This window comes from Microbacterium sp. LKL04, assembly GCF_900102005.1.
GTDB lineage: Bacteria > Actinomycetota > Actinomycetes > Actinomycetales > Microbacteriaceae > Microbacterium.
Genome location: NZ_LT627736.1, coordinates 2,216,411 through 2,239,118 on the forward strand (window position 1 = coordinate 2,216,411; position 22,708 = coordinate 2,239,118).

Genomic DNA, 22,708 nt, shown 5'->3' on the forward strand with positions numbered 1-22,708 from the left:
ATATCGACAGTAACACCAACGCGGTATCGTTGTGAAGATGGGCGCGGGAGACGAGGACACACAGCGGCATCGCATACGGGAGATCATCCTCACGGCCGCCAGTGAACTCATCGCCGAGGGCGGCGCGGCCGCGATGACCACCCGTGCCGTTGCTATGCGGGCGGGCGTGCAAGCCCCCACGATCTACCGCCTGTTCGAGGACAAGCAGGGGCTGGTTCGGGCAGTCGCAGCCCACGTCCTCGAGACCTATGCCCGATCGAAGGATGTCGCCGACGACGACGACGACCCCGTTGTCGCTCTGGGGGCAGCATGGCGAGCGCACATCGACTTCGGCCTTGCCAACTCGGGTCTGTATCTCCTCATGAACGACGGCACGCATGCGACCCGACAGGCCGAGCACGACACGCCGTCGGGTGTCCCCGATGTCCTGACGACGCGCGTGCGAGCGATCGCCTCTGCCGGCATCCTGATGGTCCCGGAGGAACGAGCAGTAGACCTCATCCGCGCTGCGGGCGACGGAGTGATCCGCGCACTTCTGGCCGCGCGGGCCGATGCCGAGCGCATGTCCGTGCTGTCCGAGGACATGCTCAACAGCGTCCTCGCACAGATCGTCCACAGCCGGGGCGAGACCCCTTCCCGCCCCGTCGATGCTCTCCTGATCCAGCTGCGAGCCGTGACCGACGAGCTGACGGGTCTCAGCACTGCAGAGCAGGCGCTCCTTCGTGAATGGGTCGGCCGCAGCATCGACCGGCGAGCATCATCGGCGGGGAGCGCTGCCTCCTCCGACGCCCTCTAGATCTTCGTACCCGTGGCGGCTGAGTCTGGCTGACCCTGTTCGGCGGATAATCTGGGGTCCGTGCCCGCGTCCACGGTCGACGACTATCTGAAGACGATCTACCACCACACCGAGTGGCAGACCGATCCCGTCACCCCGTCGGTGCTGGCGGCCGAACTCGGACTCGCGCCCTCCTCTGTCACCGAGATGATCAAGAAGCTCGCGGCCCAAGGCCTCGTGTCGCACCGTCCCTACGGTCCGATCTCGCTGACGGATGCCGGGACCTCCCGCGCGACCGCGGTGATCCGTCGGCATCGCCTCATCGAGACGTGGCTCGTCCGCGAGTTCGGCTACGCGTGGGATGAGGTGCACGACGAGGCCGAGGTGCTCGAGCACACGATCAGCGACCGACTGCTCGCCGGGATCGACGCGCGCCTCGGGCATCCGCGGTTCGACCCGCACGGCGACGCGATCCCCGGGCCGGACGGGAGCGTCGAGCGCGAGCCGTTCGTCCTGCTCGCCGAGGCGACGATCGGACACACCGGCCGCGTCCTGCGGGTCTCGGATCGGGACCCCGCACTGCTGCGCTCGCTCGAAGAGGTCGGCATCGACGTCGGGCACACGGTCACCGCGACGGGGCGCGACGCCGTGCAGATCGACGGCGGGCCGACGGTCGACCTGCCGGCCGCTGCCGCGCGCGCGGTGTGGCTCACCGCCTGACCGTCAGCCCGCGCTCTTCCCCGGGCGGCGCAGTGCCGCCCGCATCCAGAACTCCAGCCGGGAGTGGTCCGGGTCCAGCCAGATCCGCAGCCAGCTGAGCCCCATCGACCGCTCGCCCATGATCGTGCGCACCTCGTCGAGGATCTCGCGCATCTCCCGCCGTCGCCTCAGCTATGTCGCCTCCCGAATTCATGATCGGCGGACCGCACCCGCCGCGGCAAGACCCGGTGCGGCGACATCTACACGGCACCCTCAGCGCAGGCGGAGTTTGCGGCCCTTGAGGTAGGGCCATTCGGCACGGGTCGCGTGCTCGGCGTAGTGCCACATGCGGGCACCAACGTCGGGGTCGATCGTGACTCGCGGCGCGCGAACCTGCACGGGGGCGCCCGTGTACGTGTGCGCGGGACCCCAGTACTGGCCACCCTCGGCCTCGGGATCGACGAGTGCGCGGACCGGCGCCCACGCGCCGCTCTCCTTCGACTGCGAGACGGCGGCCTGCAGTCCGCCGACGAACCGCTTGCGTCGCGACGGCGCACTGACGCCGGCGATGCGTCGGGTCCGTCCGCCGAGCGAGTAGCCGGGGTGCGCGACGAGGCTCGAGACGGGGACGGATGCCGCGCGCAACCGACGGTCGGCCTCGAATCCGATGGCCGCGGTCGCGACCTTCGACTGCACGTAGGCGCGCCACGGGGTGTAGTCGTCGACCAGTTCGGGATCCACGGGATCCCACGGGAAGAGCTTCGTGGCGATGGAGCCGAGCCAGACCATGCGACCGCGGGCAGCGGCGAGGGCGGGGAGGAGGGCCCCGGCGAGCGCGTAGTGGCCGAGGGCATTGGTCGCGATGACGAGTTCGTGCCCGTCACGGGTCAGTTGGCGCGTCTTCGGCGGGTGCACGATGCCGGCGTTGAGCATGACGCCGTGGAGTCCGACGCGGCCGCGCACGGTCGCCGCAGCGGCACGCACCGAGCCGAGATTGCTCGTGTCGAGCGCGAGCGTCTCGAGGTCGGCATCCGGCACCTGCGCGAGGACCGCGGCCCTGGCGCGGGACAGCTTCGACGGGTTCCGCGCCGTCATGATGACGTGCGCGCCCGCTCCCGCGAGCTGAAGGCACGAGAAGAACCCGAGGCCGGTGTTCGAGCCGGTGACGAGGTAGCGGCGGCCGCTCAGATCGGGGAGATCGTCGGGGTCCCAGTCGTCGCGCGCCACATCCTCGACCCTACGCTCGGCGGCTGTGCGCGGCATCCCCTTGCGCGGCATCCGCCGTGCCTCCCCGCACGCGCCACGCGGGTCCCGGCGTCCCGCCTCGCTCGCGCGCCGCGCCGCGCCGCGCCGCGTCCCGCCCTCGTCGCCGAATCACCACCCGAACGCCGAGTCACCATCCGAATGCGCGCCTTCCACCGGTGATTCGGCACGCGAGTGGTGATTCGGCGCGCGGGACACCCACGCGCCCCGCCGCGCCCCGCCGCGCCCGCGCTCCGCGCCCCTCCGCACCGAGCCTGCATGCGTGGGAGAGTGGACGCATGAGCGGACTCGAGCAGAACCTGCTGTTCGCCGTCGTCGGGCTGACGATGGTCACGTCGTTGGTGATCGTCGTCGTGCAGATGGTGCGGCGGCGCCGGGACGACGAGGACGACCGCAACCCGTGGGACGACCTCGAGCCCAAATAGGACCTACTGCGGCTGCAGCCCCAGGTCGTCGAGGTCGATCGCAGCGAGCCAGGTCAGGCCCTCGGCTTCGACGGCGGCCTGCGCTCCGGTCTTGCGGTCGACGATGACGGCGACGGCGACGGGCTCGGCACCTTCGCGGCGCAGCGCCTCGACCGCCTTGAGCGCCGACTGTCCCGTGGTCGAGGTGTCCTCGACCACGATGACGCGCTTGCCGACGACATCCGCTCCTTCGACCTGACGACCGCGGCCGTGGTCCTTGGGCTCCTTGCGGACGACGAAGGCGTCGAGCGGAGCGTCGGTGCGCGCCGACTCGTGCATGACGGCGTTGGCGATGGGGTCGGCGCCGAGCGTCAGACCGCCCACCGCGACGATGCCGTCGACGTCGCGGATGAGGTCGAGCATGATCCGCCCGATCGCGGGGGCCGCGCGGTGGTCGAGCGTGAGCTTGCGCATGTCGACGTAGTACGAGGCCCTCTTCCCGCTCGACAGGGTGAAGTCGCCGTGGAAAACGGCCTCTTCCTGGATGAGCGAGATGAGGCGCTGGCGATCGGCTTCGAGTTCGGGCGTGGAGGCGACGGTCACGGCACCGAGTCTACGACCGGCGGCGTCCGACGCCCGATCTAGGCTGGATCCCATGCGGCTTGCCACTTGGAACGTCAATTCGATCCGCGCGCGCATCGTGCGCACCGTCGACTTCGCCGTACGCGAGAACATCGACGTGCTCGCGATGCAGGAGATCAAGTGCAAGCCCGAGCAGTTCCCTTATGAGGCGTTCGAAGAGGCCGGATATCACGTCGAAGCGCACGGCCTCAATCAGTGGAACGGCGTCGCGATCGCGAGTCGCTCCCCGATCACCGAGGTCGAGCACGCGTTCCCCGACATGCCCGGGTTCCTGAAGGGGCACGAAGGACCGGATGCCCCGCAGGAGGCGCGGGCGCTGGGCGCGACGATCAACGGGGTCAAGGTGTGGAGCCTCTACGTCCCGAACGGCCGCGGGCTCGACGACCCGCACTTCACGTACAAGCTGCACTGGCTCGAGGCCCTCCGCGCCTACACGCAGTCGACGCTCGCGGCTCACCCCGACCTGCCGCTCGCGCTCGTCGGCGACTTCAACATCGCACCGACGGATGCCGACAACGGCGACCCGACGGTGGTCGAAGGCGTGACGACCCACGTCTCCCCCGAGGAGCGCGCCTCGTTCCAGGCCCTCCTCGACGCCGGACTCGTCGACACCGTCCGCCCGCTCGTCCCCTCCGGCTACACCTACTGGGACTACAAGCAGCTGCGTTTCCCCCGCAATGAGGGCCTGCGGATCGACTTCATCCTCGGCTCCTCGGCCTTCGCCGACGGGGTGGTCGGGGCATCCATCCACCGCGACGAGCGCAAGGGCGAGATCCCGAGCGACCACGTCCCGGTCGTGGTCGACCTGGACCTGAACGACGAGGGCGACGACGACCGTCCGATGATCTTCTGACGCCGCGTCGACTCCCCCGCGGGACGGATGCCGCGGCTCACGTCCCCCCCCTAGCGTGGAGAGCATGCCCGAATCGATGCTCCGCCGCGCGGCGACCGCGGCCGAACGACGCCAGGACGCCTGGCTCGCCGCCGGACTGTTCGTCGCCGCGATGATCAGCACCGCCCTGGGCTCGGTCTCGGGCATCTACGGCGACGAACAGCCCGACCTCATCTGGGGTCTGCTCTACTCGGTCGCGATGACGGCGCCGCTCGCCTTCCGGCGCCGGTACCCGATGACGACCCTGATCGCAGTGTCCGTCGTGTTCTTCGTGGGAGTCTCGGCGCGCATCCCCGAGCTCTACGTCGGCAACGTCGCCCTGTTCGTCGGGATGTACACGGTCGGCGCGTGGGTGTCGGATCGTCGTCGCGCGGCGCTCGTGCGCATCCTGCTGATCGTCGCGATGTTCGTGTGGCTGATGATCACGATCTTCCAGACCGCCGCCTCCTCCGAGGACGGCCTGTCGCAGGAGGGGCCGTTCTCGCCCTTCGCGGCCTTCGCGATGATCCAGTTCCTCGTCAACGTGGCTTTCTTCGGCGGGGCGTACCTGTTCGGCGAGCGCGCTTACACGGGCGCGATGGAGCGCACCGCCCTCGAGGAGCGCACCCGCGAACTCGAGCGGGAGCGGGAGCGGACGGCCGCTCAAGCCGTCGCCCTCGATCGGGTCCGCATCGCCCGCGAGCTGCACGACGTGGTCGCGCACCACGTGTCGGCGATGGGCGTGCAGGCGGGCGCCGCGCGCACGGTGCTGGGCCGCGATCCGGATGCGGCGCGCACCGCGCTGACAGGCGTCGAGTCCTCGGCCCGCCAAGCGCTGACCGAGCTCCGTCAGCTTCTCGAGACGCTCCGCACCCCCGAGACCGACGCCCCCGGCGGGTCGACGGTGCGCTTGGACGCGCTGCCGGACCTGGTCGCCCACGCGAACGAGAACGGCCTGCCGACGACGGTCTCGATCGTGGGGGATCCGGTCCCGACGCCCGAGCTGGTGCAGGTGAACCTGTACCGCATCGCGCAGGAGGCCCTCACGAATGCGCGCCGCCACGGCGGGCCCGGCGCGACGGCCGACGTGCGCCTGCGGTACGCCGACGACGCGGTGGAGCTCGAGGTCTCGAACGAGGGCCGCGGACCGATCTCCGGGCGAGCGGGCCTCGGCCTCGTCGGAATGCGCGAACGGGCGGCTGCGTCCGGAGGAACGCTCGAGGCGAGAGCTCGGCCCCGGGGCGGCTTCCTCGTGCGGGTGCGCGTGCCGCTGTCGCAGGCGGTGCCGGCATGATCCGGGTGCTGCTGGTCGACGACCACGCCGTCATGCGGGCCGGCTTCCGCATGATCCTCGATGCCGCCGGCGACATCGAGGTGGTCGGCGAGGCGGGCGACGGTCGCGCCGCGATCGAGGCCGCTCGCACGCTTCAGCCCGACGTCATCTGCATGGACGTGCAGATGCCCGACATGGACGGCCTCGAGGCGACGCGGCAGATCGTGGCGGATGCCGGGATCGCGGCATCCGTCGTCATCGTGACGACCTTCGACCGCGACGACTACCTGTTCCAGGCCCTCTCGGCCGGGGCGAGCGGATTCCTGCTCAAGAACGCCGGACCTGAAGAGCTCACGAACGCCGTCCGCGTCGCCGCCTCGGGCGACGCGCTGCTCGCGCCGGCCGTGACGCGCCGGGTCATCGAGCGCTTCACCCGGACCGAGGCGGAACCGGCGGCATCCCTCCCCCGCGAGACGGATGCCGCGCCCCGCCTTCCGGTGGAGCTCACCGACCGCGAGGTCGAGGTGTTGCGGCTGCTCGCGCAGGCGATGAGCAACGGCGAGATCGCCCGCGAGCTCTACATCGGCGAGGCGACGGTGAAGACGCACGTGTCGAACGTGCTGCAGAAGCTCGGCGCCCGCGACCGCGTCGCCGCCGTCGTCTGGGCGCACCGCTACGGCCTCGCCTGAGCGTGACCACACGAGAAACGGCCCCGCCCGAGTCGGGGCGGGGCCGTTTCGGCTGCGGAAGCTGCGACTCAGGCGCCGGCGGGCACCTTCGCGAAGCGGTCGACCAGGTCGCCGAAGGCCTCGAGGTAGCCGATCAGGAAGCCGGCGGTCTCGTCGTTCGTGACCTCGCCGTTCTCGGCGAACAGGCCCGGCGTGCTCTGGATGTAGCCCTCGGGCTGGCCGAGCGTGGGCGCGTTGAAGTGGCTGAGGATCGCCTTCAGGTGCTGCTGTGCGGCGGCGGTCGCGATGCCGCTGCCCGAGGTGCCGATGACCGCGGTGGGCTTTCCGTTGAAGGAGTTCTGGCCGTACGGGCGTGAGGCCCAGTCGAGCGCGTTCTTCAGCACGCCCGGGATGGAGCGGCTGTACTCGGGGGTCACGATGATGACGCCGTCGACGTCGGCGATCGCCTGCTTGAAGTCCTCGGCGGCCTGGGGGAAGTTCCCGTCGTGGTCGACCGAGTAGAAGGGCAGGTCGGCGATCGGGATCTCGACCAGCGTCGTGCCCTCGGGGGCGAGGCGCTTCAGCGCCTCGGCGAGGCGGCGGTTGATCGAGGTCGACGAGATGCTGCCGACGATGTAGCCGATGGTGCGGTCCGTCATGGGTCCTCCAAAGAGAATCGAAAGGGATGCCGGAGGGCATCGCAGACTCCAACGGGAGCCCCGGCATCCGTATTCCTATGAATGCACCGACAAGCACTCTCCCCCGCGCGGCGGGGTCGGGTTTCACCCGCCGGGGGGAGGTCCGCGGCATCCGATCTCCCTAGCGTGGGACACGTGCCACCGCCGGTGGTGCACCGATCACAGGAGGAACGGATGCTGCAGCTACGCGGGATCACCAAGAGCTACGGATCGAGGCGCGTCCTCGACGACGTCGCCTTCGACGTCGCACCCGGACGGCTGACCGGGTTCGTCGGCGGCAACGGCGCCGGCAAGACCACCACGATGCGCATCATGCTCGGCGTGCTCGGCCGCGACGCCGGCGAGGTCACCCTGAACGGCGAGCCCGTCACCGCCGCCGACCGCCGCCTGTTCGGCTACATGCCCGAAGAGCGCGGGCTGTACCCGAAGATGAAGGTGCTCGAGCACATCGTCTACCTCGCCCGCCTGCACGGGTTCTCGAAGACCGATGCCGCGGCCCGCGCGACCGCCCTGCTCGAAGAGCTGGGACTCGGCGAGCGCCTCACCGACAACGTCGAGACCCTCTCGCTCGGCAACCAGCAGCGCGCGCAGATCGCCGCCGCCCTCGTGCACGACCCCGAGGTCCTCATCCTCGACGAGCCGTTCTCGGGCCTCGACCCGATCGCCGTCGACGTCGTCGCGAACGTCCTGCAGACCCGCGCGGCGCAGGGTGTCTCGGTGCTGTTCTCGTCGCACCAGCTCGACGTCGTCGAGCGTCTGTGCGACGACCTCGTCATCATCGCGGGCGGCACGATCCGCGCGGCCGGCACCCGCGAGGGACTCCGCGCCGAGCACGCTACCCGCCGATTCGAGCTCGTCTCGGGAACGGATGCCGGTTGGCTCCGCGACGAGCCGGGCGTCGAGGTCGTCGACTTCGACGGCGGCTACGCCCTCTTCGAGGCCGACTCCGACGAGACCGTCCAGCGCGTCCTGCAGCGCGCGGTCGCCGCGGGCGACGTGACCACGTTCGCGCCGCGCCGCCCCACCCTCGCCCAGATCTTCACGGAGGTCATCCAGTGAACACGTCCGTCTCCCCCTCGTTCGGTCAGAGCGTCTGGCTCGTCACCGAGCGCGAGCTCGGCTCGAAGCTGCGCTCGAAGTCGTTCATCATCTCCACCGCCGTCATGTTCCTGATCGTGCTGGCCGGCGTTCTCTGGGCGGGCTTCTCGGCCCAGAGCGACAGCCGCACGCCGATCGCGGTCACCTCTGAGACGGCGTCGGCCATCACGGACCCCGAGGCCTTCGACGTGACGGATGCCGCGTCCGCCGACGAGGCACGTGATCTGGTCCGCGACGGCACCGTCGATGCGGCCGTCATCCCCGGCGGCGACGAGCCGCTCGGGTACACGGTGGTCTTCGACGAGCAGGTGTCGAACACCCTCCTGCAGCAGCTCAGCATCGCCCCGGAGGTCGAGATCCTCGAGCCGGCGGGCACCGACGGGTTCCTCCGGTACATCATCGCGATCGCCTTCGGCGGTGTGTTCTTCGCCGCAGCGCTGACCTTCGGCACGACGATCGCGACGAGCGTCGTCGAGGAGAAGCAGACCCGTGTGGTCGAGCTGCTCATCTCGGCGATCCCGACCCGCGCGCTCCTGGCGGGCAAGGTCCTCGGCAACACGATCCTGGCGATGGGTCAGATCGTCGGCATCGCCGCGGTGGCCATCATCGGGCTGACCGTGACGGGACAGGACTTCCTCATCGCCGGGCTCGGCGGCCCCATCGCCTGGTTCGCGGTCTTCTTCCTCTTCGGCTTCGTGCTGCTGGCGGCGCTGTTCGCCGCGGCGGGTGCGCTGGTGTCGCGCCAGGAGGACATCGGCCCGACGATCACGCCGCTCACCTACATCGTGATGGCGCCGTACTTCCTCGTGATCTTCTTCAACGACAACCCCGTCGTGCTGACGATCATGTCGTACGTCCCCTTCTCGGCTCCCGTCGGGATGCCGGTGCGCATCTTCGTCGGTGAGGCGCAGTGGTGGGAGCCGCTCCTCGCTCTGCTCGTCATGCTGGCCGCCTGCATCGGCGCGATCCTCGTCGGCGCGAAGATCTATGAGAACTCGCTCCTGCGCATGGGTGCCCGCGTCAAGCTGCGCGACGCGCTCTCGCGCTGAGTCGTCCTCGAAACGAGACCGCCCCGCCGCTTCTGCGGCGGGGCGGTCTCGTCGTTCACGGTTTGTCCTTCGGCCCTTTGCGGTCCCTGTTCTCGTCGCGCTCGGCGCGCTTCTGCTCCTCTTTGGCTGCCTTCTCGGCATCCTTCGCCGCTTCGTCGGCCGCCTTGTCGTCGGGAGCGGGATCATCGTTCGTCGTCGAGACGGTCGGGGTCGGCGTCGGATCGGTCGACACGACCTCGGCGGGAGTGGACTCCTGCGGGACGGTCTGCGCAGGATCGGTCGAGACCGGCTGCGGCGATCCCGCGAGCGATCCGGCCCAGATGCTCCCCGCCGCGATCAGTGCGACCGCGCCGACGGCGAGCCCGATCACGAGGGGGCGTCGGGACCGCCGCGTCGGGGTGCCGTCGCTCGCGGCACCGGGAGCCGCCTCACCGGCGAGCGCGACGGTCGCCGCTGTCGGGGTGCTGCTCGGGTAGCGGCGGGTCGGGGCATCCCCCGCCTTCTCCTCGTCTCGCGCAGCCTCCGCACCGGCGACGGACGCGATCGGGATGCCGGCAGCGACCGCGGCGCGGACGGAGGGGAGCGGCGGTGCACCGTCGACCGGCTCCGCCCGCAGTCGTTCGGCGGCCTCGACCACCTGGAGAGCCGTCGGCCGATCCTCGGGCGCAGTCGCCGTCATCCGTGACAGCAGCGAACGCCACCCCGCGCTGAGGGTGTCGGGGACAGCGGGCGGCGTGGTCAGGCGGGCGATGGCCGCACTGACGCCGTCGGTGCTCGGATAGGCGCGCTCGCCCGTGAGGGCTTCGAGCAGCACGAGACCGAGGGCGTACACATCGGATGCCGGTGCCGGGTCGCGCCCCTGCACCTGCTCGGGCGCGAGATACGCGGCCGTGCCGATGATCGTGCCGGGCGTCGTCACCCGCGCACTGTCGAGGAGGAGCGCGATGCCGAAGTCCGCGAGTTTGGCCCGCGGACGCCCACCGGGCAGGTGCGGCGGAGCGAGCAGCACGTTCGACGGCTTGACGTCGCGGTGCACCACGCCGGAGCCGTGGACGACGTGGAGGGCTTCACCGAGTTCGGCGGCGAGGGTCGCGACCTCCGCCGGTGGCACCGGCCCCTCGGCGATGCGGGCACTGAGGGTCGGACCGTCGACGAACTCCATCACGAGATAGTCGGGTGAGCCGGTCAGGTGCGCGTCGAAGAGCGTGACGAGCGACGGGTGGTTGAGCGACGCCAGCAGAGTGACCTCGCTGCGCGCCCGCTCGGGGGCGCTCACCGCCTCTTCGACGGCGGGGCGGAGCACCTTGACGGCCACGGTGCGACCGAGTGCGGTGTCGTCTGCGCGGAAGACGCGCGCCATGCCGCCCTGCCCGATCTGCGCGACGAGGCGGTAGCGCTCCGCCAGCATGTCGCCGGGCAGCGGCTCGGGTGTCTCCGTCATCGCGTCGTCTCCTCTCACTCTGTCGCCGTCGAGGCTACCGGTGGTCGCCTGGACCCGACATGCTCCCCACCCGGCTCAGGTGCGGTGCGCGGCGCGGCCCGTGTGCCCGGCGAGCGCATCCGCCGCGCCGACGAGCGCGAGGTGACTGAGTGCCTGCGGGGTGTTGCCGATGTGGCGCCCGGCCCCGGGGTCGTACTCCTCCGACAGCAGGCCGACGTCGTTCGCGACGGCGCAGAGGCGGTCCATGAGGCGCGTCGCATCGTCGACGCGCCCCGTCGCGGCGTACTGCTCGACGAGCCAGAACGAGCATGCGAGGAACGGGTGCTCGTCGCCGGGAAGCCCGTCGGTCCCCGCGGACGTGCGGTACCGCATGACGAAGCCGTCCCGCAGCAGGTCGCGCTCGATGCGAGCCACGGTGGCCAGCATCCGCGGGTCGTCGGCGGCGCAGAAGCCGACGACGGGCAGGAGCAGCAGCGAGGCGTCGACCTCGTCAGTGCTGTCGTGCTGCGTGAAGTGGCGGCCGGCGGCATCCACCCCCGTCTCGTTGATCTCGGAGCGCACCCGATCCCGCAGCCGCTCCCACGTGTCGGCGTCTCCCGCGAGGCCGTGCTCGCGTACCGCCCTGACGCCACGGTCGAGCGCCGCCCAGACCATGGCCCGCGAGTGCGTGAAGTGGTGCAGGTCGCCGCGCATCTCCCAGATACCGTTGTCCGGCCGGTCGACCCACTCGACGACCTGCGCCAGGAGCGCCCGCTGCAACGACCACGACGACGGGGTCTCGGTGACCCCGGCCAGTCGTGCGGCTTCGAGCGCGACGAGGACCTCCCCGATCACGTCGCCCTGGTACTGGTCGACCGCGCCGTTGCCGATCCGGACGGGCGCGGATCCCTGATAGCCGGGCAGGCTCGCGAGCTCGCGCTCGGGCAGGTCTCGCTCGCCGCCGAGGCCATACATGATCTGCACGTCGGCCGGATCCCCGGCGACGGCGCGCAGCAGCCAGTCCCGCCACCGCCTCGCCGCCTCGGTGTAGCCGTGGGCGAGGTAGGCCTCGAGCGTGAGTGCGGCGTCCCGCAGCCAGACGAATCGGTAGTCCCAGTTGCGCGAGCCGCCCGGGTCCTCGGGCAGCGACGTCGTCGCGGCGGCGACGATCCCGCCCGTCTCGGGGTGGGTGAGCGCGCGGAGGACGAGCATCGAGCGCATGAGCGCCGCCTGCCACGGCCCGCCGCGCTCGACGCGGGACGCCCAGTCCGTCCACCAGGTCCGCGTGCGCTGCAGCGCGGCATCCACGTCGATCGCGACGGGATGCCGGTGGTACGACCGGTCCCCCGTGAGCACCGAGTCGACCGTCTGCCCCTCGCTCACGCTGAAGGCGGCGCGGTGGGTCGTGCCGTCGGGATGCAGCCGTGGACCGCGCACCGCGACGGCGTCGGGGCCGGCGATCGCGAGCAGGACGGGAGCATCGTGGTCGCCGATCTGGCGCACCCAGGGCAGCGCGCGGGCGTAGTCGAACCGCAGAAGCAGCTCGCTCTCGAACGCCACGGTCCCCTCGATGCCGACGACGCGGCGGACCACGGCATCCGCCTCGTCGTCGACCGGCATGAACTCGATGACATCCGCGACGCCCTCCGCGCTCCGCCAGCGCGTCACGAGCACGAACGTGTCGCCGTCGTACCGCCGCGTCGCCGCCGCCGCGGGGTCGGCGGGGCGGAGACTCCAGCGGCCGTGCTGCTCATCGCCGAGCAGCGCACCGAAGATCGACGCGTCGTCGTAGCGAGGGAGGCAGAGCCAGTCGATGCTCCCGGCATCGGAGACGAGAGCGCCGGTGCGGCAGTTGCTCAGCAGGGCGTAGGACTCGATCGGGGTGGACATCGTCGTCATTGTCACGCGCGGCACCCGGTGGGGCAAGAGACGGTTCGCTCGCCGCTCCGACGGGCCGCCGCGGGTTAGGGTGACGCCCATGACGGCCGACACGACCCTGCTCATCCTCGGCGCGTCGGGAGACCTCACCTCCCGGCTGCTCCTCCCCGCGCTCGGACAGCTCCTCGTCCACGAGCCCGAGCGGAAGGTGCGCCTCGCGGGTGCGGGTGCGGACGACTGGAGCGACGACGCCTGGCGCGACACGGTGCGGAAGGCGTTCGCGACCACGGGGTCCGAGTCCGCGTTCGACGCCTTCTCGGACACGACGTACACGAAGGCGGACATCACCGATCCCGACCAGTTGCAGAAGCTGCTGGACGCTGCGGAGGGGCGGCCGGCCCTCTACTTCGCCGTGCCGCCGGCGGTCGCGGCGAAGGCCTGCGACGCGCTCCGCTCGGTGACGATCCCCGACGGCACGATCCTGGCGCTCGAGAAGCCGTTCGGATTCGATGCGGCCAGCGCCGAGCACCTGAACGCGACGCTCGCCGAGCTCGTGCCCGAGGGCCAGGTCTTCCGCGTCGACCACTTCCTCGGCCGCTCCACCGTGCTCAACCTGCTCGGTGTGCGCTTCGCGAACCGCCTCATCGAACCCGCCTGGTCGGCCGATCACATCGCGTCGATCCTCGTGCAGTTCGATGAGCCGCTGGGCCTCGAGGGACGCGCCGGCTATTACGACAAGGCCGGCGCGCTCACCGACATGATCCAGAGCCACCTGTTGCAGGTGATGGCCTTCGTGACGATGGAACCCCCGGCATCCCTCGGTGAACGCGACCTCCGCGACGCGACCGGCGCCGCCCTCCGGGCGACGGCGATCTGGGGCGACGACCCCGCCGCCTCGTCGCGGCGGGCGCGGTACACCGCAGGGACGGTCGGGGGGCGGGACTTCCCGTCGTACGTCGACGAGCCGGGCGTCGACCCGACCCGCGAGACCGAGACGCTCGCCGAGATGACCGTCGAGGTGCGGAATGCCCGGTGGCAGGGAGTCCCGATCACGCTCCGCTCGGGCAAAGCTCTGGGCGACGCCGAGGCCAAGGTCGAGGTCCGTTTCCACCCCGTCCGACACCTGCCCGGCGGGTTCACGGGGGACCCGGGTCCGACGGTGCTGCGGTTCTCGCTGGGACCCGACTCGATCTCGCTCGACCTCAACGTCAACGGCGAGGCCGACCCGCTCGAGCTCGAGAAGGCGACACTCGAGGCTCACCTCGGCGAGGGCGCCCTGAAGGCGTACGCCGAGGTGCTCTCCGGCATCCTCGATGGCGACGCCATGCTGTCGGTCCGCGCCGACGCCGCGGTCGACTGCTGGCACATCGTCCAACCCGTCATCGACGCGTGGCGGGATGGTCGCGTCCCGCTCGACGAGTACGCCGCGGGAACCTCGGGGCCGGCTGACTGGGCGACGTCCTGAGAACGTGATGACGCCGAGGCATCGTCGGCGGTGATGGAATAGACGGATGCCGAATCGCACCGCATCCACCGACGCACCCATCCTCGACGTCCTGACCGAGCGCTGGAGCACGCGGATCTTCGACGCTTCCGCTCCGATCGACGAGCAGGCTCTGCAGTCCGCTCTCGAAGCTGCCCGCTGGTCGCCCTCGGCCTCGAACACGCAGCCGTGGCGATTCATCGTCGCGCGGCGAGGTTCGGCATCCCACGCCGTCGTCGTCGAGAGCCTCCTGGGCTTCAACCGGGCATGGGCGGCCGACGCCGCCGCCCTGGTCGTGTTCGTCGCGACCACGGAGCAGGACGGCAAGGAGCTGCGCTGGGCGACGTACGACGTCGGCCAGGCGGCGGCGCACTTCACGGTGCAGGCTCACGCGAACGGACTGAGCACCCACCAGATGGGCGGGTTCCGCCCCGCTGACATCGCCTCGGCGTTCGACCTCGCGGCGGACCAGCGTGCAGTCACGGTGATGGCCGTCGGCCCGCTCGGCGACATCGACTCCGCATCGGACGATCTCCGCGCCCGCGAGGAGGCTCCCCGCGAGCGCCGACCGGTCGCCGAGTCGATCCTCGTCGACGACTGACCCGGCGCGGCGACAGCCGCTTGCGCCCGGCGGGGTCGAACTGTTGGTTTAGTGGTCCCGATGGACGACGACGACGCCGCCGAGCTGGCCCGACTGCGCGAGCGCGCCTACGGGCGCAGCGCTGACATCGCAGGCGATGCCGCTGCTGTCGCGCGCCTGCGCGAGCTCGAGGCCCGCGAGGCGGAACGCCCCGACGAGGGCCCGCCCGCCGAGGACGCGGCCGATGCCCCTGAGACGGCGCCCGCGGCGGAAACGACGGCCCCCGACGTCGACCCGGAGCGCCCGTACGGCGCGCCCCGACGCTGGCCGCGCTGGGCGACGAACCTCGGGCTCGTCGCGAGCGCCGCCGCGCTGGTGGCCGGGACCGTGGCGATCACGCTGTCGATCCCGCGCGAGGCGCCCCGCTATCCCGACGCGGAGCAGGTGGCGACGTTGACGCAGCTCGAGGCATGGCCGCCCGAGAGCGATTCGAACAGTCGTCGCTACGCCGACTTCCGCGGCTTCTCGGTCTTCGCGACCGTCGTCGGCACGCCGGCGGACCCGAACCCGGTGCGCTGCCTCAGCATCGTCAGCCCGCAGGAAGCCGCGCAGCCCGAGGTCGGTGAGACCCTGTCGACGTGCGGGGCGGGCCCGTTCCCCGTCGCGGTGACGGCCGTCGTCAGCGACCTCAGCCCCGAGGCCGCGAAGGATGCCTACGCCCTCGGCACGGCCATCAACTTCACGCTCGGGGAGAGCGGCGTGGAGGTCTGGGTCGCCGCGCGCTGACTGCGATCCGCTCGCGGTGGGGTACGTTTCCGGTACCGGCCCGTGCGGGCCGAAGGAGGACGAGGCGACGATGCCCCTGTTCGAGATGGAAGCGACCCCGGCAGGCCGGGTGCGCGTCTTCCTGCGGGCGCAGCTGCCTTTCGTCCTCGGCACGCTGGTCATCCTCGTCGTGGCGTTCATCGCCCAGCCCGATCGCTTGTCGACGCCCACGACGATCACGGCCTACGTGGTCATCGCCGCCGCGTCGGCCTCGGCTCTCGTCATCCCCTGGGAACGCATCTCGCGCGCGTGGATGATCACCGTCGCGGTGGCCGACATCGTCGCGGTGGCGCTTCTGCGCGCCGAACTCATGACGTTCGTCCCGGCCGTCACCGTGCTGGCGCTGTTCCCGGTCCTGTGGCTCGCCTACGGGTTCCCCTGGTACGGCATGGCGGTCGGGATCGTCGGATCGGTGTTCATCATCGCCTACCGCTTCGTCCACAGCGGGGCGTGGCCGGCGTCCGCAGCCGAGTGGGCGAACATCTTCGCCTTCCCTGCCCTCATCGTCGGCATCGCGATCCTCGTCTTCGTCGCGGCACGACACCTCCGCCGTAACGCGCGGCGCCTCGCCGAGTCGTTCCGTGCACAGGACGAGGCCCTGCGGGAGGCGAAGGATGCCGAGGCGATCGCTCTCGGCATCCTCAACACCGTCAACGCGGGCGTCGCCTTCTACGACCAGGAGGGACGCTTGGACGTCGCGAATGCCCTGGCGCACCGGATGGTGGAGATGGTCGGCTTCCGCCTCGACGAGCCGCCCTACGCCGGCGACGACGTGCTCGCCGAGGACCGCGTGAGCCGGATCCCGTACGACCAGCAGATCATCCCGCGGGCGCTGCGCGGCGAGACCATCGCCAATCACGTCGAGTGGCTCGGTCCCGCGGGCGCGCAGGTCGCGATCCTGGCGTCCTCGGGACGCGTCCATAGCGAGGACGGCCGCCTGCTGGGCACCGTCATCGTCGCCTACGACGTCACGGAACTCGCCGATGCGGTCGAGGTGCGCGAGCAGTTCCTCCGGACGGTGTCGCACGAACTGCGCACGCCGATCACGAGCATCACCGGCTTCCTCGATCTGCTCGCCGACGCCGCCGACCCGAGCGACGAGAAGCTGCAGCGCTACATCGAGATCGTCTCGCGTAAGACCGAGGACCTCTTCCACCGGGTCGGGGACCTCCTGAACGCGACCGACACGGTGAAGGAGTTGACGATCGCCCAGCTCGACATCGCGGCGATCGCGCGACACGCGGTCGACGAGGTGCGCGGCGCGGCATCCGCCCGCGGCATGCGCGTCGAGGTGGCGGGGCCGCCCGCGATCACGGCGGAAGGAGACGAACGTCAGCTCCTCGTCGGCGTGACCGAGCTCCTCACCAACGCGATCAAGTTCGGCGACGCCGACAGCGTCGTCACCGTGACGACGCGGGCGAACGAGGAAGGCGTCGAGATCGCCGTGTCGAACAGGGGCGTGGGACTCGACCACGCCGAGCAGCGGCGTGCCTTCGACCGCTTCTACCGGACGGCGGACGCCCGAGCGCGCCAAATCCAGGGCTTCGGGCTCGGACTGACGAACCTCCGGGCGATCGTCGTCGCGCACGGCGGAAGCGTGCGGGTCGACAGCGCGCCGCACATGGGGGCGACCTTCACCGTCTGCCTGCCCCGGCGCACGAAGCGGTAGACCCCACACAGAGAATCGCCGCGGTCAACCCGCGACGCCGCGCGCGCGTTCGCCGGTTACGGTGAGGCCATGACCCCGCGCATCCTGTCGATCGGCACCGCCGTGCCCCGCGCCCGCCTGCGACAGGACGAGGTGCGCGACCTGTTCGCCGGGCAGCCCGGCGCCGACCGTCTGACGAAGCGACTGATCGGCGCCGCGTTCGACGCCTCCGCGATCGAAACGCGGCACACCGTGCTCGACGATCTGGCCGCCGCAGCGGCGGCGACCGCCCTCCCCCGCGAAGATGAGGGGATGCCGACGGTCACCGACACCGGCACTCTGCTGGCTCCGTCGACCGGCGCTCGCAACGACGCCTACATCCGTCTCGCGCCGCCGCTGTTCGCCGAGGCGGCGCGGAACGCCCTGGCCGCGGCATCCGTCGATCCTGCCGAGGTCACGCACGTCGTCACCGTCTCGTGCACGGGCATGTTCGCGCCGGGACCGGACTACCGCCTGGTGCGCGATCTCGGCCTCCCGACGACGGTCGCGCGGTCGCACCTCGGTTTCATGGGGTGCGCCGCTGCAGTGCCCGCTCTCCGGACCGCGAGCCAGATCTGCGCGGCCCACCCCGACGCGGTCGTGCTCGTCGTCTGCGCGGAGCTCTGCTCACTGCACGTGCGAACGCCGGCGGATCACGACGAGATCGTCTCGGCCTCCGTCTTCGCCGACGGCGCGGCCGCTGCTGTGGTCAGCGCGGATGTCGCCCGGGCGACCGGCGCGACGTTCGAGCTGGATCGGTTCGCGACCGTGCTGACCGACGAGGGCGAGAAGGACATGGCCTGGACGATCGGTGACACGGGGTTCGAGATGGTCCTGTCCGCCGAGGTGCCGCGCATCATCGGTCGGGAGATCCGCGGCGCGGTGGAGTCGTTCCTCGGCGACGAGGGCGTCGAGACCTGGGCCGTGCACCCCGGCGGCCGCAGCGTGCTCGACCGCGTCGAGAGCGGTCTCGACCTGCCGGGCGACGCCCTGACCGTCTCGCGTGACGTGCTGCGCGACTACGGCAACATGTCGAGCGCGACGATCCTGTTCATCCTGAAAGCACTGCTCGCAGCGGACCTCGCCGACGGCGACCGCGTGGCGACTCTCGCGTTCGGGCCCGGCCTGACGCTCGAGGCCGCTCGACTGACGTTCCGACGGGCCGCCGCGTGAACCTCGCCGCGCGCGACACCGCGCTTCAGGAGCTGATGGACGACCCCGCGTGCGACCCCGTCGCCCTCGCCGCGACCCTGCGCCGGTTCGATCTCGTGAACCGCGCGATCGGCGGGTGGGGCAGGGTCTGGCGACGCGGCATCCGTCCCCGCCTCAGGGACCTCGGACGACCGGCGCGCGTGCTCGACGTCGGCAGCGGGGGCGGCGACGTGGTCGCGCGGCTCGCCGAGTGGGCGGAGCGCGACGGTCTCGAGGTCACGTGGCTCGGGATCGATCCCGACCCGCGCGCGCTCGAGGTCGCCCGGACGCGCGAGAGCGCGACCGTGTCGTTCGCCGCGACGGATGCCGCCGGGCTCCGGGATGCCGGCGAGACGTTCGACCTCGTGCTGTCCAACCACGTGCTCCACCATCTGGACGCCGAGGAGCTCGCGGGTTTCGCCGACGACACGCGCGCGCTGTCGTCGGGAACCGTCATGCACGCCGACATCGAGCGCGGACCGCTCGCGTATGCGCTGTACGGCATAGGCATCACAGCGCTCGAACGGGGAACCTTCCTCCGTACCGACGGCCTGCGGTCGATCCGCAGGAGCTATCGGGCGGGAGAGCTCGAGCAGGCGCTCGGGGCGCCGTGGCGCGTGGCGTCGCCGGCTCCGTTCCGGCTCCTCGCGGTGGCGGACGGCGATGCCTGAGGTCCTCGTCGTCGGAGCGGGTCCCGTGGGCACGCTGTTGGCCGCTGAACTCACGCGCTTCGGCGTCGACGTCGCGGTCCTCGAGCGACGGCCGGCCGCCGGTGGCGGCTCCCGCGCGATCGGACTGCACGCGCCGACGCTCGCGGCTCTCGAGTCCGGAGGTGCGACCGAGCGGATCCTGACCCGCGCCGTCCGAGTGCGTCGCGGCGAGGCCCGCACCAACGGGAGAACGTTGGGTGTCGTCGATTTCGGCCGCCTCGACGCGCGGCATCCGTACGTCGCAACGCTGCCGCAGGGTGAGACCGAAGCCGCACTGCGCGGTGACGGTCCGGAGCCTGAGCGCGGTCTGACGGTGACGCGCGTGACGCGCGACCGCGACCGGGTGCGCGTCGAGACCGACCACGGCGAGCGCGTCGCGCCGATCGTGGTCATGGCCGGCGGGGTGGGCGCGCGGGGCCTGGTGTTCCGCTCGACGGCGCTGCGACGGACCGCATACCCGGACCGGTATCTGATGACGGATGCCGCCCTCCCGCCGCGCGAGGACGCCGAGACCGCGGTCGTCCATCTCGCACCCGGAGGGGTGCTCGAGTCCTTCCCGCTGCCCGACGGGCAGCGCCGCTTCGTCGCGTGGGATGCAGGCGGATCGCGCGAGCCGCACGCTCTCACGGCACGGTTGCGCGAGGCCATGCGCGAGCGAGGCGAGAGCGAAGCCGCCGAGCTGGTCACCTCCGCGACCGAGTTCGGCGTGCGACGGGTGCTGGCACCCGCGCTGCGCCGCGATCGGCTGTTCGTGATCGGCGACGCGGCCCACGAGATCAGTCCGATCGGCGGGCAGGGCCTGAATCTCGGACTGCTGGATGCCGCGACCCTTGCCCCGCTGCTCGCGGCGTGGACTCGGCTGGGGTCAGCGCCCGAATCGGATCTCGCCGAGTGGGAACGGGATCGCCTCCGCTCGGCCCGCGTGGCCGGACGGCTCGCCGCCGTGAACATGGGCCTCGGCCGTCCGGTGGCGCGACGTGCGCACGCGGTGCGGTCGCGGGTGCTCGGCTCCGTGCTCACCGCGACCGGGTCGCTGGTCCCGCACGCCTACGCGATGGGTCTCGACGCCGCCGGGCGGTGAAGGTCGGGGTACGACAGCGCGTGGATCATGCCGTGCCGGAGGCGACCACGAGCTGGAGGGCGAGGACGAGTGCGGCACCCATCACGAGGCGGAATCCCGAGCGATCGGCGCCGCGCCGCCGCATCCTGATCATCACGGCCCCGGCGATAACGATCACAGCCACCGCGAAGAGGGCCATCACGACCGGAGCGGCGCCCTCGATCAGACTGCCGACGAGGACGGCGATCGCAGCGATGACGATTCCGGCGACGGCCAGGACGACGGATGCCGAGGGTCCGATCCGGTGCGGCAGCCCGCGGACGCCCGTGCGCCGGTCGTCCTCGAGATCGGGCAGGACATTCGTGAGGTGCACGGCCGCGCCGAGCATCGCACCGGCGAACGACGCCCAGACGGCTGCGGTCTGCGGGACCGGCGCGGAGAGGGTCGCGAGTGAGGGGAAGATCCCGAAGCTGACGAGGAAAGGGACGAGCGAGAGGGGTGTCGCTTTCAGGCCCGCGTTGTAGCTCCACGCGAAGGCCAGGGCGATGACGTGGGCGATGAGCATGGCCCAGCCGAGGACCGCGGACAGGATGAGGGCCACCCCGAGCGCGATGAGCGCTGCGATCCACGCCGTGCGGACCCGGGTGTCGCCTCGGACGAGCGGCTTGTCGGCCCGCCCGACGGTCGCGTCGCGGAACAGGTCGATCGCGTCGTTCGACAGCCCGACGAAGATCTGACCCGCGAACACCGCGACGACCAGAACGACGATCCGCCACGGCTCCAACCCGGCAGCGACGCCGAGAGCGAGAGACAGGACCGTGACGACGAGCGAGGGACCCGGGTGAGTGGCACCCCACAGGGCCCGAACGGTTCGCATGCTCGATCCTTTCACGCCTGAGACAGGGCGCGGCCGGGGGGTCGCTCAGGTCCCACGTCGGCCGGGCGGATAGGTGAGAGCTTTCTCATTCTGGGGGTTGTTCATAACGGGTGGTTTCGGTGATTTTCGGGGTCTGAATGTCGGTGGTTGGTGCGAGAGTGCAGGTATGACGGAACCGATGGAAACCCCCGGTGGAGAGTCATATCTCGCCACCGTCGCGGGGATCGTCGCGGACGTCGAAGACGTGGGCCGCCGGATCGCTGCGGGGCAGATCGCGGAGCTTCGCGTGCTTGCCGCTGCCGGGCGGTTGGCTGATGCGCAGGGCGCACCCCGGAACGCGAGAGTTCAGGTGCACGACATGGTGCTCCGGTCGATCTCTGCCGAGGTCGCCGGGGTGATGCGGCTCACCGACCGGGCGGTTCAGCGGCGGATCGGTGAGGCTCGGACCATCATCGAAGGGTTCCCCGCTGCGGTAGCAGCGTGGGAATCAGGGCGGATCGTCCGAGGCCATGTGAAAGCGATCGTCGACGCCGGGCTGAACTTGCCCGGAGGAATGTGGGCGGAGTTCGAGGCCATCGCGATCGAACGTTGCGACGGCGAGACGCCGAACCGGGTGCGGGGTGAGCTCGAGATCCTTGCGCACCGGATGCACCCACGATCGTTCGCGGAACGACATGAAGAGGCTTCGGCGGGTCGGTGCGTGCGACTCATGCCCGGGCGCGATGGCATGTCGGATCTGATCGCCACTTTGCCGACCGTGATCGCGGAGGGGATCCACGACCGACTGACACAGCAGGCACGGGCGGTCATCGACACCCGGGGCGAACGATCGGCTGACTCCGATGTCGTCGCGACCGACGCGCGCTCGACGGACCAGGTCCGCGCCGACGTGTTCGCCGACCTGCTCCTCGCGGGTACCCCGGCGCTCGACGACACCCGCGACACCACCGCCGGACCCCTCGGGGCGATCCGCGCACGCGTGCAGGTACTCGTCCCCGCGGCGACGCTCACCGGTGCCGATGATGGGCCGTGCGATCTCGCCGGCCGCTCGCCGATCGACCCCGCGACCGCACGGGTGCTGGCCGGTGCGACCGGAATCTGGGAACGCCTGTTCCACGACCCGACGACCGACGTCACCGTCGCGACCGACTCCTACCGTGTTCCCTCGGGGATGCGCAGGTTCCTGCAAGCCCGCGACCAGCATTGCCGGTTCCCCGGATGCCGGGTCGCGGCCATCCGCTGCGAGGTCGACCACACCCACGACCACGCCCTCGGCGGGAAAACAGAACTGAGCAACCTCGCCCACCTGTGCCAGCGGCATCATTCGATGAAGCAGTTCACCGCCTGGCGGGTCCGACAACTCCAGGGTGGTGTCCTCGAATGGACCTCACCCCTCGGCAGGACCTACAGAGAAGACGCCCCCACCCCGGCCGTCGCCTTCACCCCTGCCACAGCACAACCCGGAGACCCGGCACCGTTCTGAGGCTTCGGCGTGCGCTGAGGTCGCGCAGCGCCCGCCCAACGGTCCTCGTGTGGGACGATGCGGGTCGGTTTCGG

23 protein-coding genes are annotated in these 22,708 nt (G+C 71.1%); 16 read left to right on the top strand and 7 right to left on the bottom strand.

Annotated elements, in window-relative coordinates; genetic code table 11:
- The first annotated feature begins 37 nt into the window (after positions 1-37).
- Together BLP38_RS10785 and BLP38_RS10790 are read left to right on the top strand one after the other, a co-directional pair.
- Positions 38-796, top strand: a complete 759-nt coding sequence (locus BLP38_RS10785; RefSeq protein WP_091359792.1) for a TetR/AcrR family transcriptional regulator — start codon at positions 38-40, stop codon at positions 794-796.
- Positions 797-856: 60 nt separating this feature from the next.
- Positions 857-1,495 carry a metal-dependent transcriptional regulator gene (locus tag BLP38_RS10790; protein WP_091357239.1) on the top strand — a complete coding sequence of 213 codons (639 nt, stop codon included), beginning with the start codon at positions 857-859 and terminating at the stop codon, positions 1,493-1,495.
- Between the two features lie 3 nt (positions 1,496-1,498).
- Here BLP38_RS10790 and BLP38_RS14245 read toward each other — a convergent pair whose 3' ends face one another.
- Both BLP38_RS14245 and BLP38_RS10795 read right to left on the bottom strand, forming a co-directional pair.
- On the bottom strand, positions 1,499-1,648 hold the full coding sequence (locus BLP38_RS14245) for a hypothetical protein (RefSeq protein WP_157681096.1): 150 nt from the start codon (positions 1,646-1,648) through the stop codon (positions 1,499-1,501).
- Positions 1,649-1,747: 99 nt separating this feature from the next.
- Complete coding sequence (locus BLP38_RS10795) at positions 1,748-2,701, bottom strand: SDR family NAD(P)-dependent oxidoreductase (RefSeq protein WP_091357242.1); 954 nt, start codon at positions 2,699-2,701, stop codon at positions 1,748-1,750.
- 314 nt (positions 2,702-3,015) lie between these two features.
- Between BLP38_RS10795 and BLP38_RS14340 the strand changes: the two genes are divergently transcribed.
- Positions 3,016-3,162, top strand: coding sequence for a hypothetical protein (locus tag BLP38_RS14340; protein WP_165971326.1), 147 nt, complete (start codon positions 3,016-3,018; stop codon positions 3,160-3,162).
- A gap of 3 nt (positions 3,163-3,165) precedes the next feature.
- Here the strand turns inward: BLP38_RS14340 and pyrE are convergent, their stop codons facing one another.
- On the bottom strand, positions 3,166-3,744 hold the full coding sequence (pyrE, locus tag BLP38_RS10800) for an orotate phosphoribosyltransferase (RefSeq protein WP_091357245.1): 579 nt from the start codon (positions 3,742-3,744) through the stop codon (positions 3,166-3,168).
- Between the two features lie 52 nt (positions 3,745-3,796).
- On the opposite strand from pyrE, the gene BLP38_RS10805 reads away from it, so the two are divergent.
- From BLP38_RS10805 to BLP38_RS10815, 3 genes are all read left to right on the top strand, one after another.
- Positions 3,797-4,636, top strand: a complete 840-nt coding sequence (locus tag BLP38_RS10805) for an exodeoxyribonuclease III (protein ID WP_091357248.1) — start codon at positions 3,797-3,799, stop codon at positions 4,634-4,636.
- Between the two features lie 64 nt (positions 4,637-4,700).
- Positions 4,701-5,948 carry a sensor histidine kinase gene (locus BLP38_RS10810; RefSeq protein ID WP_091357251.1) on the top strand — a complete coding sequence of 416 codons (1,248 nt, stop codon included), beginning with the start codon at positions 4,701-4,703 and terminating at the stop codon, positions 5,946-5,948.
- Positions 5,945-6,616, top strand: coding sequence for a response regulator (locus BLP38_RS10815; RefSeq protein WP_091357255.1), 672 nt, complete (start codon positions 5,945-5,947; stop codon positions 6,614-6,616). Before BLP38_RS10810 ends, BLP38_RS10815 begins: the two co-directional genes overlap by 4 nt.
- A gap of 68 nt (positions 6,617-6,684) precedes the next feature.
- Here the strand turns inward: BLP38_RS10815 and BLP38_RS10820 are convergent, their stop codons facing one another.
- Positions 6,685-7,254, bottom strand: a complete 570-nt coding sequence (locus BLP38_RS10820) for an NADPH-dependent FMN reductase (RefSeq protein WP_091357259.1) — start codon at positions 7,252-7,254, stop codon at positions 6,685-6,687.
- A gap of 213 nt (positions 7,255-7,467) precedes the next feature.
- Here BLP38_RS10820 and BLP38_RS10825 point away from each other — a divergent pair, with 213 nt between their 5' ends.
- Together BLP38_RS10825 and BLP38_RS10830 are read left to right on the top strand one after the other, a co-directional pair.
- Complete coding sequence (locus tag BLP38_RS10825; protein WP_091357264.1) at positions 7,468-8,352, top strand: ABC transporter ATP-binding protein; 885 nt, start codon at positions 7,468-7,470, stop codon at positions 8,350-8,352.
- Complete coding sequence (locus tag BLP38_RS10830; protein WP_091357267.1) at positions 8,349-9,440, top strand: ABC transporter permease; 1,092 nt, start codon at positions 8,349-8,351, stop codon at positions 9,438-9,440. The genes BLP38_RS10825 and BLP38_RS10830 overlap by 4 nt, the downstream gene beginning before the upstream one ends.
- 55 nt (positions 9,441-9,495) lie before the next feature.
- Here the strand turns inward: BLP38_RS10830 and BLP38_RS10835 are convergent, their stop codons facing one another.
- Positions 9,496-10,881 (bottom strand): serine/threonine-protein kinase, encoded by a 1,386-nt coding sequence (locus BLP38_RS10835; RefSeq protein ID WP_091357271.1) that lies wholly within the window; start codon positions 10,879-10,881, stop codon positions 9,496-9,498.
- A 75-nt stretch (positions 10,882-10,956) separates the two neighbouring features.
- On the bottom strand, positions 10,957-12,759 hold the full coding sequence (locus BLP38_RS10840) for a glycoside hydrolase family 15 protein (protein WP_091357274.1): 1,803 nt from the start codon (positions 12,757-12,759) through the stop codon (positions 10,957-10,959).
- Positions 12,760-12,838: 79 nt separating this feature from the next.
- Here BLP38_RS10840 and BLP38_RS10845 point away from each other — a divergent pair, with 79 nt between their 5' ends.
- From BLP38_RS10845 to BLP38_RS10875, 7 genes are all read left to right on the top strand, one after another.
- Complete coding sequence (locus BLP38_RS10845; RefSeq protein WP_091357277.1) at positions 12,839-14,203, top strand: glucose-6-phosphate dehydrogenase; 1,365 nt, start codon at positions 12,839-12,841, stop codon at positions 14,201-14,203.
- A gap of 46 nt (positions 14,204-14,249) precedes the next feature.
- Entirely contained in the window at positions 14,250-14,822 is a 573-nt protein-coding gene (locus BLP38_RS10850; protein ID WP_091357281.1) for a nitroreductase family protein, read from the top strand.
- A 60-nt stretch (positions 14,823-14,882) separates the two neighbouring features.
- Positions 14,883-15,587 carry a hypothetical protein gene (locus tag BLP38_RS10855; protein ID WP_091357286.1) on the top strand — a complete coding sequence of 235 codons (705 nt, stop codon included), beginning with the start codon at positions 14,883-14,885 and terminating at the stop codon, positions 15,585-15,587.
- A gap of 70 nt (positions 15,588-15,657) precedes the next feature.
- The gene (locus BLP38_RS10860; protein ID WP_091357290.1) at positions 15,658-17,295 is read left to right on the top strand and encodes a sensor histidine kinase; all 1,638 of its coding nucleotides are present in this window, start codon (positions 15,658-15,660) and stop codon (positions 17,293-17,295) included.
- 69 nt (positions 17,296-17,364) lie between these two features.
- Entirely contained in the window at positions 17,365-18,486 is a 1,122-nt protein-coding gene (locus tag BLP38_RS10865; protein ID WP_091357294.1) for a type III polyketide synthase, read from the top strand.
- The gene (locus BLP38_RS10870) at positions 18,483-19,175 is read left to right on the top strand and encodes a methyltransferase domain-containing protein (RefSeq protein WP_091357297.1); all 693 of its coding nucleotides are present in this window, start codon (positions 18,483-18,485) and stop codon (positions 19,173-19,175) included. Before BLP38_RS10865 ends, BLP38_RS10870 begins: the two co-directional genes overlap by 4 nt.
- Positions 19,168-20,295 (top strand): FAD-dependent oxidoreductase, encoded by a 1,128-nt coding sequence (locus BLP38_RS10875; protein WP_091357301.1) that lies wholly within the window; start codon positions 19,168-19,170, stop codon positions 20,293-20,295. Before BLP38_RS10870 ends, BLP38_RS10875 begins: the two co-directional genes overlap by 8 nt.
- 25 nt (positions 20,296-20,320) lie before the next feature.
- Here BLP38_RS10875 and BLP38_RS10880 read toward each other — a convergent pair whose 3' ends face one another.
- Entirely contained in the window at positions 20,321-21,151 is an 831-nt protein-coding gene (locus BLP38_RS10880) for a UbiA family prenyltransferase (protein WP_091357304.1), read from the bottom strand.
- Positions 21,152-21,317: 166 nt separating this feature from the next.
- Between BLP38_RS10880 and BLP38_RS10885 the strand changes: the two genes are divergently transcribed.
- The gene (locus BLP38_RS10885; protein WP_091357307.1) at positions 21,318-22,634 is read left to right on the top strand and encodes an HNH endonuclease signature motif containing protein; all 1,317 of its coding nucleotides are present in this window, start codon (positions 21,318-21,320) and stop codon (positions 22,632-22,634) included.
- Positions 22,635-22,708: the final 74 nt, after the last annotated feature.

What these genes read in the sequence shown, in the direction of transcription:
- BLP38_RS10810 (WP_091357251.1), top strand. Translation starts at nt 4,701, where the DNA reads ATGCCCGAATCGATGCTCCGCCGCGCGGCGACCGCGGCCGAACGACGC.
- BLP38_RS10840 (WP_091357274.1), bottom strand. Translation starts at nt 12,759, where the DNA reads ATGACGACGATGTCCACCCCGATCGAGTCCTACGCCCTGCTGAGCAAC.
- BLP38_RS10805 (WP_091357248.1), top strand. Translation starts at nt 3,797, where the DNA reads ATGCGGCTTGCCACTTGGAACGTCAATTCGATCCGCGCGCGCATCGTG.
- BLP38_RS10850 (WP_091357281.1), top strand. Translation starts at nt 14,250, where the DNA reads ATGCCGAATCGCACCGCATCCACCGACGCACCCATCCTCGACGTCCTG.
- BLP38_RS10885 (WP_091357307.1), top strand. Translation starts at nt 21,318, where the DNA reads ATGACGGAACCGATGGAAACCCCCGGTGGAGAGTCATATCTCGCCACC.
- BLP38_RS10865 (WP_091357294.1), top strand. Translation starts at nt 17,365, where the DNA reads ATGACCCCGCGCATCCTGTCGATCGGCACCGCCGTGCCCCGCGCCCGC.
- BLP38_RS10855 (WP_091357286.1), top strand. Translation starts at nt 14,883, where the DNA reads ATGGACGACGACGACGCCGCCGAGCTGGCCCGACTGCGCGAGCGCGCC.
- BLP38_RS14245 (WP_157681096.1), bottom strand. Translation starts at nt 1,648, where the DNA reads ATGCGCGAGATCCTCGACGAGGTGCGCACGATCATGGGCGAGCGGTCG.
- BLP38_RS10875 (WP_091357301.1), top strand. Translation starts at nt 19,168, where the DNA reads ATGCCTGAGGTCCTCGTCGTCGGAGCGGGTCCCGTGGGCACGCTGTTG.
- BLP38_RS10880 (WP_091357304.1), bottom strand. Translation starts at nt 21,151, where the DNA reads ATGCGAACCGTTCGGGCCCTGTGGGGTGCCACTCACCCGGGTCCCTCG.
- BLP38_RS10860 (WP_091357290.1), top strand. Translation starts at nt 15,658, where the DNA reads ATGCCCCTGTTCGAGATGGAAGCGACCCCGGCAGGCCGGGTGCGCGTC.
- BLP38_RS14340 (WP_165971326.1), top strand. Translation starts at nt 3,016, where the DNA reads ATGAGCGGACTCGAGCAGAACCTGCTGTTCGCCGTCGTCGGGCTGACG.
- BLP38_RS10785 (WP_091359792.1), top strand. Translation starts at nt 38, where the DNA reads ATGGGCGCGGGAGACGAGGACACACAGCGGCATCGCATACGGGAGATC.
- BLP38_RS10835 (WP_091357271.1), bottom strand. Translation starts at nt 10,881, where the DNA reads ATGACGGAGACACCCGAGCCGCTGCCCGGCGACATGCTGGCGGAGCGC.
- BLP38_RS10820 (WP_091357259.1), bottom strand. Translation starts at nt 7,254, where the DNA reads ATGACGGACCGCACCATCGGCTACATCGTCGGCAGCATCTCGTCGACC.
- BLP38_RS10845 (WP_091357277.1), top strand. Translation starts at nt 12,839, where the DNA reads ATGACGGCCGACACGACCCTGCTCATCCTCGGCGCGTCGGGAGACCTC.
- BLP38_RS10815 (WP_091357255.1), top strand. Translation starts at nt 5,945, where the DNA reads ATGATCCGGGTGCTGCTGGTCGACGACCACGCCGTCATGCGGGCCGGC.
- BLP38_RS10825 (WP_091357264.1), top strand. Translation starts at nt 7,468, where the DNA reads ATGCTGCAGCTACGCGGGATCACCAAGAGCTACGGATCGAGGCGCGTC.